Source organism: Streptomyces ficellus (assembly GCF_030406405.1).
Lineage (GTDB): Bacteria > Actinomycetota > Actinomycetes > Streptomycetales > Streptomycetaceae > Streptomyces > Streptomyces ficellus_B.
In genome coordinates, this window is the sequence record NZ_JAUEPL010000002.1 from 106,944 (window position 1) to 121,730 (window position 14,787).

General features: G+C 69.3%; 11 protein-coding genes. 4 read left to right on the forward strand and 7 right to left on the reverse strand.

The window, feature by feature from the left end; all coding sequences use genetic code 11:
• Positions 1–31: 31 nt before the first annotated feature.
• A complete protein-coding gene (locus QWM81_RS01910) occupies positions 32–745 on the reverse strand; it encodes a helix-turn-helix transcriptional regulator (RefSeq protein ID WP_290109798.1) in 714 nt (237 codons plus the stop codon).
• A 384-nt stretch (positions 746–1,129) separates the two neighbouring features.
• On the opposite strand from QWM81_RS01910, the gene QWM81_RS01915 reads away from it, so the two are divergent.
• The 3 genes from QWM81_RS01915 (at position 1,130) to QWM81_RS01925 (ending at position 4,619) form a co-directional block, all read left to right on the forward strand.
• The gene (locus QWM81_RS01915; RefSeq protein ID WP_290109621.1) at positions 1,130–1,699 is read left to right on the forward strand and encodes a DUF5987 family protein; all 570 of its coding nucleotides are present in this window, start codon (positions 1,130–1,132) and stop codon (positions 1,697–1,699) included.
• Positions 1,696–3,351: an FAD-dependent oxidoreductase gene (locus tag QWM81_RS01920; RefSeq protein ID WP_290109622.1), complete on the forward strand. Its 1,656-nt coding sequence runs from the start codon at positions 1,696–1,698 to the stop codon at positions 3,349–3,351. Before QWM81_RS01915 ends, QWM81_RS01920 begins: the two co-directional genes overlap by 4 nt.
• Positions 3,352–3,545: 194 nt before the next feature.
• The gene (locus QWM81_RS01925) at positions 3,546–4,619 is read left to right on the forward strand and encodes a carboxymuconolactone decarboxylase family protein (RefSeq protein WP_290109623.1); all 1,074 of its coding nucleotides are present in this window, start codon (positions 3,546–3,548) and stop codon (positions 4,617–4,619) included.
• A gap of 134 nt (positions 4,620–4,753) precedes the next feature.
• Here QWM81_RS01925 and QWM81_RS01930 read toward each other — a convergent pair whose 3' ends face one another.
• On the reverse strand, positions 4,754–5,722 hold the full coding sequence (locus tag QWM81_RS01930; protein WP_290109624.1) for a hypothetical protein: 969 nt from the start codon (positions 5,720–5,722) through the stop codon (positions 4,754–4,756).
• Between the two features lie 570 nt (positions 5,723–6,292).
• Between QWM81_RS01930 and QWM81_RS01935 the strand changes: the two genes are divergently transcribed.
• Complete coding sequence (locus QWM81_RS01935) at positions 6,293–7,099, forward strand: bestrophin-like domain (RefSeq protein ID WP_290109625.1); 807 nt, start codon at positions 6,293–6,295, stop codon at positions 7,097–7,099.
• Positions 7,100–7,211: 112 nt separating this feature from the next.
• On the opposite strand, the gene QWM81_RS01940 is transcribed toward QWM81_RS01935, so the two are convergent.
• The 5 genes from QWM81_RS01940 to iolE form a co-directional block, all read right to left on the reverse strand.
• On the reverse strand, positions 7,212–8,156 hold the full coding sequence (locus tag QWM81_RS01940; RefSeq protein WP_290109626.1) for an NHL repeat-containing protein: 945 nt from the start codon (positions 8,154–8,156) through the stop codon (positions 7,212–7,214).
• A gap of 527 nt (positions 8,157–8,683) precedes the next feature.
• On the reverse strand, positions 8,684–10,018 hold the full coding sequence (locus QWM81_RS01945; RefSeq protein ID WP_290109627.1) for an immunoglobulin domain-containing protein: 1,335 nt from the start codon (positions 10,016–10,018) through the stop codon (positions 8,684–8,686).
• A gap of 22 nt (positions 10,019–10,040) precedes the next feature.
• The gene (locus tag QWM81_RS01950) at positions 10,041–12,404 is read right to left on the reverse strand and encodes an ABC transporter substrate-binding protein (RefSeq protein ID WP_290109628.1); all 2,364 of its coding nucleotides are present in this window, start codon (positions 12,402–12,404) and stop codon (positions 10,041–10,043) included.
• Between the two features lie 91 nt (positions 12,405–12,495).
• Entirely contained in the window at positions 12,496–13,761 is a 1,266-nt protein-coding gene (locus tag QWM81_RS01955) for an FG-GAP repeat domain-containing protein (RefSeq protein ID WP_290109629.1), read from the reverse strand.
• 78 nt (positions 13,762–13,839) lie between these two features.
• Entirely contained in the window at positions 13,840–14,781 is a 942-nt protein-coding gene (gene iolE / locus QWM81_RS01960; RefSeq protein WP_290109630.1) for a myo-inosose-2 dehydratase, read from the reverse strand.
• Positions 14,782–14,787 lie beyond the last annotated feature (6 nt).

Below are 14,787 nucleotides of genomic sequence, written 5' to 3' on the forward strand. Positions count from 1 at the left end.
CGATGGGACCCCTCCCATCGCACCGGGCCGGTCACCCCGCCGCCTTCACCAGCTGGGCCGTGAAGGTGGCCGTCCGCACCTGCTGGAGCGCCATCAGCACCGGCGGGTCGAGAACGCTCACTTCCCGCAGCCGGAAGTCGATGTCACGGACCGCCCGGTGGCGGATTTCCAGGGGGCCGACAGAACCGACGTGAACCGCCTGGTCGTCGGTCAGCGCCTCATGCGCCGCCGCCGGCACCGAGTGCCCCAGTAAATACCATGAACCCATGGGCACGTCCCGCATTTCGAAGCGTCCCGGGCGATGTAACACGGTACAGCTCACGGGTTTCCCCTCGGGAACTCTGGTAGGAAACAGACCGAGATATATGAGGCCCGGATCGGCACCCACCGGGGCGCTCGCCGAGCCGCATACCGAGCCGCCAACCCCGCTCTTTTCCTCGGCGTTCACCTTGCGAACGAACCCACCTAATTTGCGGTACATCGAAGGCGGCAGCCCTACGCTGCTCGCAAAGCGCGAACTGAATGTGCCGACGCTGCTGTAACCGACTGTGGAGCTGATCTCCGTCACGGTCATGCCCGTGGTCAGCAGGAGCCGCTTGGCCTCCTGTATCCGCAGGGCGGAGAGAAAACGCCTGGGCGAGATGCCTGTGATCCGCTGGAACTCGCGAGAGAAGTGGAACTTGCTGTACATGGCGAAACGTGCCATGTCATCAATGCTCAGGGGCTCGGAGAGCCTACTTTTCATGTCCTCGATCGACCGCTCCACCGCCTTCTCGATCCCTGTTATCGCACGCCCATTACTAGCCATTCTTCCTCCGAAGTCGAGACGAAAAGCCGGTAGACATGACATGGGCCGGTGGCACTTGCACCAACCACACTCAAGCGGAAGTTGCTCGGCCGAACGTCATTATTAGCGTTGGCTTACGATTCAAACAAGGAGGCCCTCAATGTTTGACCGGTACATGCGCGGGGAATATACCGCCACTCTGTCCGGTAGTCGCCGACAGCAATGACAGAGATGCCGCAGCCGCCCTGACGGTGGACGATCGACAGCAGCGGAACACCTGATGGATTCACGTGTGCCAATCCAGCGATGCTTTCACGTCCCACCGGCCGAAAAGGTGCAGCGATGAGACTGGATCAACCAAGCCCGAAACCGGACACAATTAGCACACTGGAAGCCTTTGCCGACACCATAGTCCCGGGTGAGAAGCGAAATCCGGACGACCATGCGGTCGCCGGCGCCACCTCCGGACCGGGCGCCGTGGCGGCCGGCGCCCTCCAGTTGCTCCAGAATCCCGCGACCGGGCTGACGGAGTCCCTGGACGAGCTCGTCCGCGCCCTGAACGCCCACGCCCAGGCCCATGCCGCCGAGCGCGCGATCGCACTCGATCCCGCGGTGCCCCCCTTCGTCGCCCTGCCCTTCGCCGAACGCACCGGCCTGGTGACCGTGCTGACGGCACACGGCCATCCCGAGCGCGACCTCTGGGTCCTCCTCGCCCTGTTCAGCAACATGGCCTTCGACACCGCCGCCCACCTGCACACCGCCGAGGCGATGGCCGCCGGGCACCCGGGGCTGGCCGCCATGGGCTTCACCGCCCCGGACCCCGACGGGCTGTGGCGCTTCCCCGACTTCTCCTACGGTCGTCCGCTCGCCCGCCTCCACCCCGACACCGCGCCCTCCGGGAGCCTGGCATGAGCGGCTCCGGACGGACCGACGTACTCGTCGTGGGCAGCGGCTTCGGCGGCGCCATCGCCGCGTACCACCTCGCGGCGGGCGGAGCGAAGGTCACCGTTCTGGAGCGGGGGCCCTGGCTGGAATCCCAGGACTTCGAACACGACTTCCTCCTCGGCTCCTCCTACACCCGCATCTTCGACTTCGTCGTCGGCGACGGCATGAGTCTGCTCGGCGGCAACTGCGTCGGCGGCGGCAGCGTCGTCTACTTCGCGGCGATGCCCCGTGCGCCGCGGTTCGTCTTCGACCGCACCGGCAGCATCGGCCGCCGCATGTGGCCCGCCTCGATCAACCGCGACACGCTCGACCCCTGGTACGACATGGTCAGCGAGGCACTTCCGGTCACTACCCAGAGCTGGCAGGACGTCACCTATGCCGGTGGCCTGTTCGCCGCCGCCTGCGACCACGCGGGGCGTACGGCAAACCCCGTTCCCACCGCCGTCGACACCGCGAAGTGCACCAACTGCAACTGGATGATGGCCGGTTGCCGGTTCGACGCGAAGCGATCGCTGCTGTTGAACTACCTGCCCGCCGCGCTGGCCCACGGCGCCGAGATCCGGCCACTCCACGAGGTGCAGAAGCTCACCCGCACCGACGACGGCGGCTACCGGGTGCACTACAACGTCATCGACGACACCGACTACCGGGTGCACACCGGCAGCGGCGTCATCGATGCCAAGATCGTCATCCTCGCCGCCGGAGCCGGCGCCACCCCCGTCATCCTGCAACGCTCCGCCGCCGACCTCGGCGCCATGCCGCACGCCGTCGGCCGCTACTTCTCCGGCAACGGCGAGCGCCTCAACACCGCCGTCGTCGACGAGGACCGCGCCCGCGATCTCCTCGGCCTCGACCGCGGCGACGGCACGGCCTACCTCGCCAACCAGATCGGCAAGGGCCCGGTCGTGGCGAGCTGGGACAATCTCGACGGCCGGCTGCCCGAGCACTCCCGGTTCTCCCTGGAGCAGCTCTACTTCCCGCCCGGCTTCGGCACCATCCTCGCCCAGGTGCCCGAATCCCAGGGCCCCACCTGGTTCGGCGTGGAGAAGACCGAGCTGGTCCGGCAGTGGCGCTCCTGGCTGACGATCTTCACGATGGTGGAGGACGACAACGAGGGCGTCTTCGGCCCGCCGCCACCCACCGGGAACGCCGTCCGGATCTCGCAGCAGATGCTCGGCCGGGGCCCGATCCAGTACCGGCCGACCGCCAACACCCTCCGGGGCTGGGCCGAGTCGGACCAGGTCGTCAAGGACATCCTGGAACGCGACGGACTGGCCCGGGTGATGCCCTGGACCAATGACGTGGTGGGTGCCTACACGGTCCACCCGCTCGCCTCGTGCCGCATCGGCGACGACCCCCACACCTCCGCCCTCGACGACCGGCACGAGCTGCGCGGCCACCCCGGCATCTTCGTGACGGACGGCTCGGCGGTTCCGGGCGCGCTCACGGTCAATCCGGCGCTCACCATCTCCGCGCTCGCCGAACGCGCCATGCCCGGGATCGTCCAGGCGGCCCGTGACCGGGGCGTCGACGTCACCTACGGCGCGCCGGCGCCGGACGGCGGCAGCGCCGGCCGACGCGGCGTCCGGACGCAGCTTCCGTACCTCACACGCGACTAGGGCGTGTCCTCGGGACCAGGCCGGATCAGGAAAGGGGCCCGCCGCGGCAGCGGCTGGTGTCACCGCGGGCACGCGAGCCCGGCAGGCCCGAAAGACGCGCCCTGGTCCCCACAGCGGCGAGACCTGGAAAGGTAGGGGGAGGAACGATGCCGTACTCGCTCGTCCGTCCGGCCACGCGGCGGTCACTCCTGCACGTGCGACACGTCCGGAGCGTCCCGCCGGCCGCCGCGACCGGTCTGGTCGCGGCCGTCTACGAGGAGATCGAGCGAGATTTCGGCGTGCTCGCTCCCCCCGTCGCGCTGCACGCCCCGGAACCACCTCTGCTGGCCGCCGCGTGGATGGTGCTCCGCGAGACGCTCGTCGCCACCGGAGAGCTGGAGCGCGCCCGTAAGGAGGCCATCGCCACCGCGGTCTCGCACGCCAACTCCTGCCCGTACTGCGTCCATGTGCACGGGACGACGCTGAACGGCCTGGTGCCGGGGGCAGCCTTGAACGGCGTGGTGCCCGGGGCCGGTGCCGCCGCGCCCGCCGGCGGCGCCGATCCGGGCGTACGGGACGGCGAGCTGCGAAGGCTCGCCGCCTGGGCCGAGGGTTCACGGGGCGGGCGGCCCGCCCCGCCGCCCGCCACGCGCCAACTGCCCGAGGCCCTCGGTGTGGCCGTGACCTTCCATTACCTCAACCGCATGGTGAACGTGTTCCTCGGCCCGTCACCGCTCCCGGCCCGGCTCCCTTCGGCTGCCCGGCGCACCGCCTCCCGGCTCTTCGCCCGGGCACTGAGCGAGAGCGCCCGGGCACACCGGGAGCCGGGCCGCTCCCTCGACCTGCTGCCGGCCGCTCCGCTCCCGGCCGTCCTCGGGTGGGCCCAGGGCACACCCACGGTCGCCGGCGCGTTCGCCCGCGCCGCGGCGGCCGTCTCGGCCGCGGCCGATCGCGTGGTCCCGGCCGCCGTCCGCGCGCTCGTCGAAGCCGAGTTGGCCGGCTGGGACGGTGGCCACAAGGGGCTCGGCCTCGGCTGGCTCGACACCGCGGTGACGGCACTGCCGAGGGGTGACCGCGCTGTCGGCCGACTCGCCCTGCTCACCGCGTGCGCCTCGTACCGGGTGGACGAGTCCGTCGTCACCCCGGTGCGGGAGAGCGGGGCGGACGACGGCGACCTCGTGGCGCTGGTCGCCTGGTCGGCCTTCACCGCCGCGCTCCGCGCGGGCACTCTTCTCCTCCGGCCCCCGCGACCGGCCGCGCCCGTCGCCGAGAAGCATGGGCGCGAATGACAGCAGGACGGTCCGGCGCGGGGCGGCCTTCGCACTCGGCGCCCTCGCCCGGGTCGCGGGCGTGCTCCCCGGCCCCAGCCGCGAGATTGACGCACCACGAGGCAAGGGCACCGCCTCGCGCGGCGGCGTCCCTGTCAGTTGTTCCAGGGAGCGGTCGGGAACCAGATGTAATCGAGCCTGCCGAGAATGCGCACGGTCCAGTAGATCAGCGTGAAGAAACCGGTCACCAGGAATGCCGAGGCGGTCAGCGTGGCCGCCCTGCCCGGTTCGGCGGCGAGCCAACGCTGAAGTCGCCCACCCAGTCCGTAGGACAGCAGGATGAACAGCACCGCCATGACAAGGACGTTGCCGATGGACTGCAAGGTGAACGCGACCGCACCGTACAGCGGATCATGCGTGGTCGCGGCGTGCCGGAAAAGATTGCGGAACAGAGGATAAGGGCGCCCTATCAGGAAAGCGCCGGCCAGCACACCCATCAGCACCAGCGGCGCGTTCCGGAACCGCCGGGAGGCGGCGGCCAATGGATCCCTGATGACACCAAGCGCGGCCAGGCCGAGCAGGATCATGACGAGCCCTATGGAACCGAAAGTGATCATTGCCTGGGCAATCCGGGGAGAGAGCTCTCCGGTGGCCCCCCGGGTGGCCGAGAACTGCGGCATATGGGTGCCGGCCAGGCCCACTATCACCCCGTACAAGGCGGATACCGGAATCATGCCGACGGCCATCCAGCCCAGTGGCTTGACCGTGTGCAGGAGGCGCTTCCGTCGCGACTCCTTCTGCCCGACCAGCGGCCCGACTGCTCCGAAGACCGCGATGTTGCATGCCGTGAAGGAACCCGCCAAGCCAGTGACGAAGGCGAAGACCACTCCGGCGGCCACACCGCCGATCGGTGTGGTCTCCGGATTGTGCCCCAGCAGCGCGTCGGCGGTGTTGAAACCGATCTCGTGGTCCACGAACTGGGCAGACCAGGCGTAAGCGGCGAGGAATCCGGCGATCAGGCTGAGCAATACGACGAGCCCCCGCCGCCGCGGAAAGCTGTCGGCGACGAACAGGGACGTCGCACGCGACTCGGTGGGCGCCGCTACTGGGGCCGTCTCACTCACGCGAATGCCCTCCTGTGGCCCGGCATAGGCAAGTCATGACTGCCGAGTCTGGGGCGAAGGATGCTGTCGAAGCTACTTCCAGCTTGCCTTTCCGGAATTTCCCCGCTTTCTCCGTCATCGGCATCCTCGTCAACGAGGAAGCATTCGCGGAAACGTCACGCTTCCGGGACGGGTTCTACGACGGGCTGAGCGCCAGGAGCGGCTGTCGGCCCGGCCCCGACCGGCCACGTCGGCAAGGACCCGGCACCGAGCCGCCCCGTATGACGTCGGCAGAGTCCTCGCCATCGGACAGTCCTTCCAAACGGCCCACCCACCAACACAAGGGGCGGCACAGAGCCACAGCAGCTGGTTGGAAGTCCAACTGAGTGCACCTATCGGCGCGGAAAGAGGGAGGGAAAGGGTGGCCGTGTCGGCCGCTCGGAGTATCCCGTACTGCGGTCCGCGTGCACTACGGCTGGGATGGAGGGGACCACCTCCAGCACGGCACGACACGGCATGCCACCCCCTGTCCGTGCCAGGGGAAATGCGCACCGACAACCGCGGGCGGAAATCGAAACAGGCAGGTCCTTCGTGATCATCACCATCATCGTGGCCGCTTTGGCGCTGGTTGCCGGGGTCGTGGGGCACTGGGTGCTTCGCGGCCGTCTTGAGGCGGGTGAGACGCCGGCCCTGACGGTCCGCGACTTCGTCCTGCCCCTGCAGACTCTGACCGTCTTCGTCCTGGCCTTCGTCCTCGTGACCGCCTCGACCTCGAACGGCAAGGCGGATGAGGCGGCCCGCAACGAGGCCGGGCTGGTGGACCACATGTTCGAGGTCGCCGAGTACGCCCCCGCCGCGCAGCGGCAGCGGCTCCAGGGGGACGTCGTCTGCTACGCACGCGCCGTCAGAGCATACGAGTGGCCGGCGATGGCCCATGGCCAGGGCGCGAAGGAACCCAGCGTCTGGACGACGGACTTCCGCGCGGGGATGCAGCAGATGGGCGCCGACGCGGCCGCCTTCGGCATGCTGGTGTCCACCGACAAAGAACGCTCCCAGGCGCGTCAGACGCGCATCGCCGAGTCCACCCCGGCCATTCCGGATGCCGTGTACTGGCTCATGCTGGCCGCCCTGGCCTTCCTCGTGGTCACCCTGGGCCTGTGCCTGCCGCGCACGAACACTGCTCTGGTCACCGGCGGCCTGGTCGTCCTCACCGCCCTGCTGACCACGGTGCTTCTCGTCATCAGGGACATCGAGCGGCCCTTCAGCGGCGTCATCCGCGTCTCCCCCACCGCAATGAAAGGGACCGAAACCGACATCGCCGACGACTACACCGCCGCCTACGGCTCCGGCCGCCTGCCCTGCGACCGCGATGGCGCCAGACTGAGCACCTCTGCATGACTGGCCACTGACTCGGGGTGGCTCACACCGGCACAACGCCCGCTGAAACGATCCTCAGACGCCTGCCGGACGAGGAGCCCTGGCTGAGCGGATCAGCACCCTGCCGAGCGGATCAGCGGTGGCCTTGGGGGACTGCCAGTTGGGCGAGCGCCGAGGTGTGCATCTCGGTGGCGAAGACGCTGCGCCGCGTCACCAGCAGGCGGTGGGCCTTGGACAGCTGGGTGGGCAGCGCCACCGCCTCCTCGGAGACGATGTGCCGGTGCGAGCGGTCCAGCTCCACCCGCACGATCAGGTCCAGGACGCGGTCGCTGATGATGGACGAGCCCAGGAGCCACAGGCCCGGGCGCCGCCCGGATGCGGGAGGGTCGAAGGCGATGTGCAGCAGGCCGGCCGAGCGTGCCATGGGAGAGGACAGGCGGTACCAGGTGATCCGGCCGTGCTCGTCGATTCGCCCGAAGGTGCCTGTGCCGCCGCGCTCGGTGCCGAGCAGTGCCACCCACAGCGCGCCCAGACCGGCGATCACCCCGACCGGGGTGGCGCCGCGCTCCGGCGGAATCGCGATCTGCCGTGTGCGGCCGGACGGGAAGGGAATCCGCAGCAGGGAACTGGCCTTGTCCTGGCTCGCGTAGAACTCCCCGCTCGCGGGGTGGCGGCCGACGAAGATCGGCTGGGAGCGGGCGTCGAAGAACCAGTGGCGTTCGGGGTGGCGGTGGTCGATGGCCAGCACCTGGTTGCTGCCTTTGAGACTGACCCACAGCAGGTCGCCGTACTCCCCCACATAGTGGGGACCCTTTCCCCCGTCGGGGATCGGGATGTCGCGCAGCACCCGTGGCGCCGCCTTCAGCGAGTGGGGGGCCGGGTCCAGCAGCAGCAGATGGTGTGCTCCTTCGAGCGTGGCCCAGATCCGGCCCGGGTAGCGGGTGGAGGCGGCCAGGCCGTGTGGCAGGTCCGTGTCGTCCCCCAGCGGGAACTGGGCGAGCCCGGTGACCTGTTCGGTGCGCGGATCCAGTGAGAGCTTGAGCAGGCGGCTGGGGTACCACTGGGTGATGAGGAGCATCGGTGCGCCGGGTACCTTCACCGGTTCGTGGGTCTGCCCGGCTTTGGGCAGGGCGTACTCCATGAGTGACTGGCGCTGGGGCGCGTGGGGCGTGCTGCGGTCCGGCGTGATGGGGCGACCGGGGGTAGTGGCCGCCGCGGGGAGCGGACCGAGTGTGGCACCGGCGCCTGCCGCGGCGCCGAGTGCGATGATCCCTCGCTGAAACGTACGACGGTCCATGGGTTCCTCCGCGGTTCGAGTCCTGTTGCGACTGCCCCTGTTGCCTGGCGTGTGCGGTCGGCACACGAAGGCGTTGTCAGCCGGGTGGGCGAGGCCGGGGCAGTCACGCGCACGCGGCCTGTCACGTCGTTGCACATGCGTGCCGTCCAGGCCGACGGGCGAAGCAGGCGGCACTCACCAGGCGCGTGACGCACATGATCCACGGCAGGAGCCGCTCGTTGCCCCAGTGACGGGTCCGCCTCGCCGTGACCACTCTTTCGAGCGAGGGCGTGCCGTGGCGCGTATCCCTCCCCCGGGCACATCGCGTCCTACAGCAGAAACGTGAGGGCGGTGACGGAGCACAGGAGGAAGGCGAGGACCGGCCAGTACAGCAGTTTGGGTGCCAGGTTGTCCCGCCACTGGATCAGCGAGAGATGCGGGCCGCGGGAGAGCAGCAGCGAGTTCCACACCACCCCGATGATCATGAAGTAGAGGCAGAAATACACGTAGTCGATGTACGTGATGCCGTGGGAGCCGGTGGCCTCTCGTGCGGAGTTGTGGTCGACGTTCAGGACCAGCAGCACGGCCGCCGCGAGTTCGACCACGGTCAGCCCGTCGAATCCGGCGAGCGGGTAGCGCCGGGTGTTCTTCGTGGTGACGAAGAGGGAGGCGAAGGCGAGGACGGCGATGAAGGCCAGGGGGATGATCCGTCCGAAGAGCGGTGAGGCGAACTCCCTGGCCATGTGCATGTTGAAGTACAGCTCAGGATGCGCCTCTTCGCGGTACTGGCGACCCTGTCCGAAGTTCGCCGAGTAACGCGGGGTGTCGTAGCTGAAGGAGGTGGTCTTCACGGCCCAGTTGCCGGGGACGAAGTCCGGGTCCAGGCCGTAGGCGGCCGGACCGCGCCAGGGGGGATACGCCGCCAGGTCGGGGACGAGCTGGACCCTGCTCTCGAAGTCGGGGTGCCACAGGCGGAGCCAGACGTCCTGTTCGTCCAGGGGGTAGGTCCGGTAGTCGAACACCTGTCGGATCTTGACATTGAAGTACCATCCGATCACGTGTTCGCCGTCGCGGTGGATGTCGTAGACCTTGCGGGGCTGGTAGGAGTCGTCGGCTTCCGGCAGGACGATGCCGCGTTGGATGCCGGCCGGCACGGAGTCGGCGTACCGCTGCCAGATGTAGCCGCTCACCTCGACGTCATAGGGCCCCGTGAAGCGCAGGGCCTGGATGAACACACCTGTGGGAACGCGTACGTGGTGGGTTTGTGAGGGGGCGTGGCGGGCGAGGTAGGCGTCGGTGTCGCGCATGCTGGTGACCAGCGTGCCGCGGGCGAGGGTGTGGGAGGTGTCGGTCACCGCCGCGTACCAGATGAGTACGGTCCCGGTCAGCAGGACGGTGGCGGTCCACGCGCTGGCCAGCCACAAGCGGTGGGCTCTCAGCCGGCGGATGCCGGCGAGGCCGGCCAGCAGGAGCAGGGCCAGTCCGGTGGTGATGACGGCGCCGAGGGCCGGACCGGGGTGGGTGAAGTCCAGTCGGCGTTGCTGGTGGACGGCGACCGCGAGGGTGAGGGCGAAGAGTGCGCCGGCGGCGAGGGCGAGCAGGTCGACTCTCCGGGCGGCAGCGCGCAGGTGGTGTACCAGCGGATCGTGGTTCCGGATTTTCACTGTGTCACCGGGGGCGGCGGGCTCAGCCGAGGTGGACGAGGTAGACGAGCAGGACCGCCACGCAGAACACCGGGTAGTAGACGCGGGAGACGACTTGGAGCCGGTTCCAGGCCGGTACGTTGTCGTGTTCATCGATCCACGCGCCGGCGAGTGAGATGAAGACACACGTGCCCACGAGGAACATGAAGGCGTAGTAGGCCCACTCCAGTGCCACCGTGTATCCGACGTCCGGCAGGGAGCTGGTGACGTTGGTCAGCAGCACGGCGGCGCTGAGCATGGCGGTGACCTCCAGGGAGACGCGGGTGCTGGTGTAGCGGGGGTCGCGTGGGAAGAAGAGGGTGGCGTAGGTGACGGCGGCGCTGAGCAGCAGCGGCAGGAGGTTCTTGACCAGGAAGGGGGCCACGTCGCGGGCCACGGTGACGTCGGCGACGTACTGGGCGTAGTGGACGCCGTTCTCGCCCTGCGCCAGGTCCGGGTCGCCGAGCCGCGCGGTGCTGCCCACGGCGGCCTTGTACAGCCTCAGGTCGCGGACCGTCCAGTTGGGCAGGCCGTCGATGGTCTGCCGGACGTCCTTGCCGCTGTGCAGCAACTCCCTGCGGTCCTGCTTCACCAGAGCCCGGTCCACGACATAGACGACGCGGGAGGAGGGCTGGGTGCGGTTCTGCAGGGTGATGGCGAGGTGGTGCCGGTCGAAGGGGAAGCGGTGGAAGTCCAGTGGGGTGCTGAAGGTGGTGACGACCTGGTGGAGCCGGTACTTCACGCCGTTGGCGGACGATTTGCGGATGGGCGCGGTCCACTTGAACTTGTCATCCGCCAGATTCGGGAACTCCACGTTCGTGGCCTCGTCGCTGCCGCTGTAGCGGAACCACAGGAAGAAGTCCGCCTTGAAGGTGCCTTCGCGGGTGTCGAACGTGCTGATCCGGTTGACGTTGATACCGGTGTAGACGATCTGCTGGCGGGCCAGCACCTTGCCCTGGAAGGAGACGGCCCGCCCGGCGTTCAGTTCCCGGTCCACGTCGACGTCCTCCTCCGGGCTGTACTCGGTCAGCTGGACGGGAGCGGAGACGATGTCTCCGGCCTGGACGGTGCCCATGGTGACGGGCAGGTGCAGGGAGCGGGTGCGGTCGAAGAAGACCCGCCCGTACACGCCCGGGATGCCCTTGTCCGGGGTGTTCATGGCGGCCAGCGCGTCGCGGACGGCCGCTCTGTCCCGTTCGGTCACGTCGGCGTGGTGGACCTTTGCCCGCCTCAGGGCGTGCACGGCCACGTCGGCCGCCGTCTGTCCTGACATCGCCTTCCAGGAGGGCATTGCCCCATAGCGGTCCCGGAAGGCGGCGGCCCAGGCCAGGCCGGCTCCGGTGAGGCTGTCGGCGAGCTGGGGCGAGGCGGCGTAGAACCGTCCGGTCATCGAGCCGGGTGCCGTCCGTTCCTGGTGAGAGGCGGCCAGGCGGGAGCTGAACTGGGCGTTGGACAGGTCGTCACCGCCGATGACGGTGGCGCGCACGCCATGGCGGCGCAGGTAGGTCAGCGTGGTCAGTGCGGGGTCCTCGGGCAGGGCGAGGACGACCGGGCCTTGGTCGGGGTCCGTACGGGCGGCCTCCAGCGCGTGCCGCAACTGGTCCGGGCGCGGGTTGCCGCTCCGGTCGCCGAGGGCGACGACCCGGTGGACGCGTCCCTTTGTCGTGAAGGCCCGGCGGAAGCCGTCCGCCAGGGACGCGCCGTAGGCGCTGTTCACGTGCAGCACGGTGGCGCTGCGCGCGCCGAGCACGTGGTGGGTGTAGGCGGCGATGAACTCGCCCTGATAGGTGTTCGTGTACGTCGTGCGGAAGCTCCAGGGGTTCGCGGTGATGCCGTCGGCCGTGGCCGTGGGGGTGATGAACGGGATGCGGGCGGCGGCGTACACGGGTGCGGCCTGGCTGGCCGTGGGGCTGCTGGTGTTGCCGATCACCAGGGCGACCCGGTCGTCGCGGCCGATGCGTTCGGCCGTGCGGCGCGCGGTCGCCGGGTCGGCGCGGTCGTCGTAGGGCAACAGCCGTACGGGGTGGCCGCGTATGCCGCCCGTCCGGTTGATCCGGTCGAGGTGGAAGCGGACGCCGCTGCTGATCTCCTGGCCGCGGACGGCCCCGGATCCGGTGTGGCTGGTCACCAGGGCGACGTACACCGGCTCCGGTGCCGGGCGCAGCAGGAACGGAAGGCTCACTGCCGCCGCCGCACAGAGCAGGACCAGGACCACCGCTGCGGTCAGGCGCGCGGGGCGGGTCCGCCACCGGTGCCGAAGGCGGCTCGCGGTCGCGCCCGCGGGTGAGGCGTCCGCGTGCGAGGGTTTCCAGCCGGGAGACCGGCCATCGTCGGCGTCCCTGCCGCTGTTGTCACCAGGCGTGACCACGTCCGTCTCCTTCCTGCGGGCGTTGGGGCGCGTCGCCGACGTGCGGCTCCGTGGCCGGGTGGCCGGCGGAGCCGCACGCGGTGAAGTCGCGCTAGCCGGCGTCGGCGGGGGCGATGCCGTCGATGGCGTTGTGGAAAACGGACAGCTTGGCGTCCTGGGCGACGAAGTACTTGTCGACCTTGTAGGCGATGGTGGCGAAGTCCAGCCGGCCGTCACCGTTGAAGTCACCGACGGCGATGCGCGCGGTGGAGTCCGAGGAGACGCGCCACTTGGTGAAGATGCCCGCCTGGATGTCGATCGCCTTGTAGTAGAAGACCCCCTGCCAGGGCCAGGGGCCGCGCAGGGCGACCAGGAACTCGTCGTCGCCGTCGTTGTCGAAGTCGGCGCAGACGATCTGGTGGCCGGGGCCCTCACCCATCTCGTTGGGGTCGCCGAACACGTCGAGCACGACGCGCCGCCAGGTGGCCTCCGCCACGGGCGTGCCGGGCTGCTCCTTGACGTAGACGGCGAGCGTGTTGCCGTGGAACGGCTCGGTGGCCGCCACGTAGGCGTGCGGGTCGTCACCGATGCGCCCGGCACCGACGTCGCCGCTGCCCTTGAAGCCGGTCTGCTCGAACTGGGAGTGCTCGCCCGAGCCGATGTGCGTGGTGGTGAACCGGCCCTCGCGTTCGTCGTAGTGCAGCCAGGTGACACCTTCCTCGGAGGCGAGCAGGATCGAGTCGAGGTGCTCGCAGCCGGGCAGCGGGTTCTGCCTCAGCTCCGCCCCGTGGATCATGCGGAAGTGGCTGTCGTCGACGACGCGCTTCTCCCAGGGCTTGCGCACGTCGTTGTTGGGGCTGAACAGCACGACCGGGATGAGGCCGTGCACGTGTTTCGGCCCGACGCACGGTACGCCCATCACCTCGGGCTTACGGGTCTGGGTGAAGTGGCCGACGCGCAGGCGGTGCATGCCGGTCTCGCGGCCGATGTAGTGGCGCTCCCAGCGCACGTCCGCGTCGGGCTTGCCGGTGTTCTCGATCCAGTCGATCTTCCCGCCTTCGAGGTTGGGGTCGTCGATGCGTCCGCCCGGCCCGTACAGCTCGTAGCACACCACGATGTCGGGGCGGCCGTTGCCGGAGATGTCGGCGCAGTGGGCGCCGATGGGCATGTGGAAGCCGTCGGCCACCAACTGGCGTTTCCAGCCGGGGTTCTTGTACCAGTAGATCTCGCCCAGGGACAGGCCGTAGCCGAACAGGTCGGGCCGGGTGTCCCCGTCGATGTCGGGGGCCTCCACCCAGTAGCCGTCGTTGAGCTGGTCGGCGACGATCTCCCGGTCGAACGCGGGGGTGGGGAGGTTGAGAGCGGTGTTTGCGGCCATGCGATGCCTTCCAAGGTGCGGGGGCGGGTGCCTGCCGGTCGCGGAACGGCCACACCTGCCGGTGGCGGAACGGGGCGGTCAGGCGAGGGCCCCGGTCAGGTACTCGTGCGCCGTCTGGGCGTGGTACAGCGGCGGCTGCCCGCTGCGGGGATCCTGTTCGGCCTCGACGACGAGCCAGCCCCGGTAGGAATCACCCGGACGCAGAATTTTCAGCAGGGTGTCGAAGTCCACGTCGCCGTCGCTGTCACCGGGGACGGTGAAGATGCCCGCCTCGACGTACTCCCGGAAGCTGCCGGAGGCCAGTGTCCGGTCCGCGCGGACACTGCCGCGGATGTTTTTCAGGTGGACGTGGGCGATGCGGTCCCGGTGCCGCTCCACGATGCCCCGGACGTCGGCGCCTGCCCAGGTGAGGTGGCCCGTGTCGAGCAGCAGGCTGACGTGGCGCCGGTCGGTGTCGCGCATCAGGCGGTCGACGTCTTCCTCGGTCTGTACGCCGGTTCCCATGTGCGGGTGGTAGGCGAGGGTGAAGCCCTGGCTCGCGACGATCTCGCCGATCTTGTTCAGGCCCTTGCAGAGGTCGGTCCACTGCTCGTCGGTGAACTCGGGACGGTTGCTGCGCAGGCTCAGCGACTGCAGGTGGATGGAGTGGCCGAACTCGGCGACGCCGATCGTGGTCGTCTTCACCGGGGGGTCGCCGGCGTTGAAGTCCTTGAGGAACTCCAGCACCTTCAGCAGGTCGCAGGCGGTGCGCTCGGCGCCGTCGGGCACGGTGAAGTAGGTGCTCACCCACGGCTCGCTCACGCTCAGGCCGCGCAGGTGCATGGCCGCGGTGAGCGCGTCGACGTCGGTGGTGAAGTTGTGGCCGATGCTGCATCCCTCGAAGCCGGCGAGGGCGATCTCGCTGAGGCACTGCTCCATCGGGATGTCGTTGCCGATGAGCGGGAAGTCGTCGTTGGTCCAGCAGGTGGGGGTGATGCCGAGGTGGATGTCTTCGGGGAGGGTGGTGGTGTCCTGTCTCATGGGGCA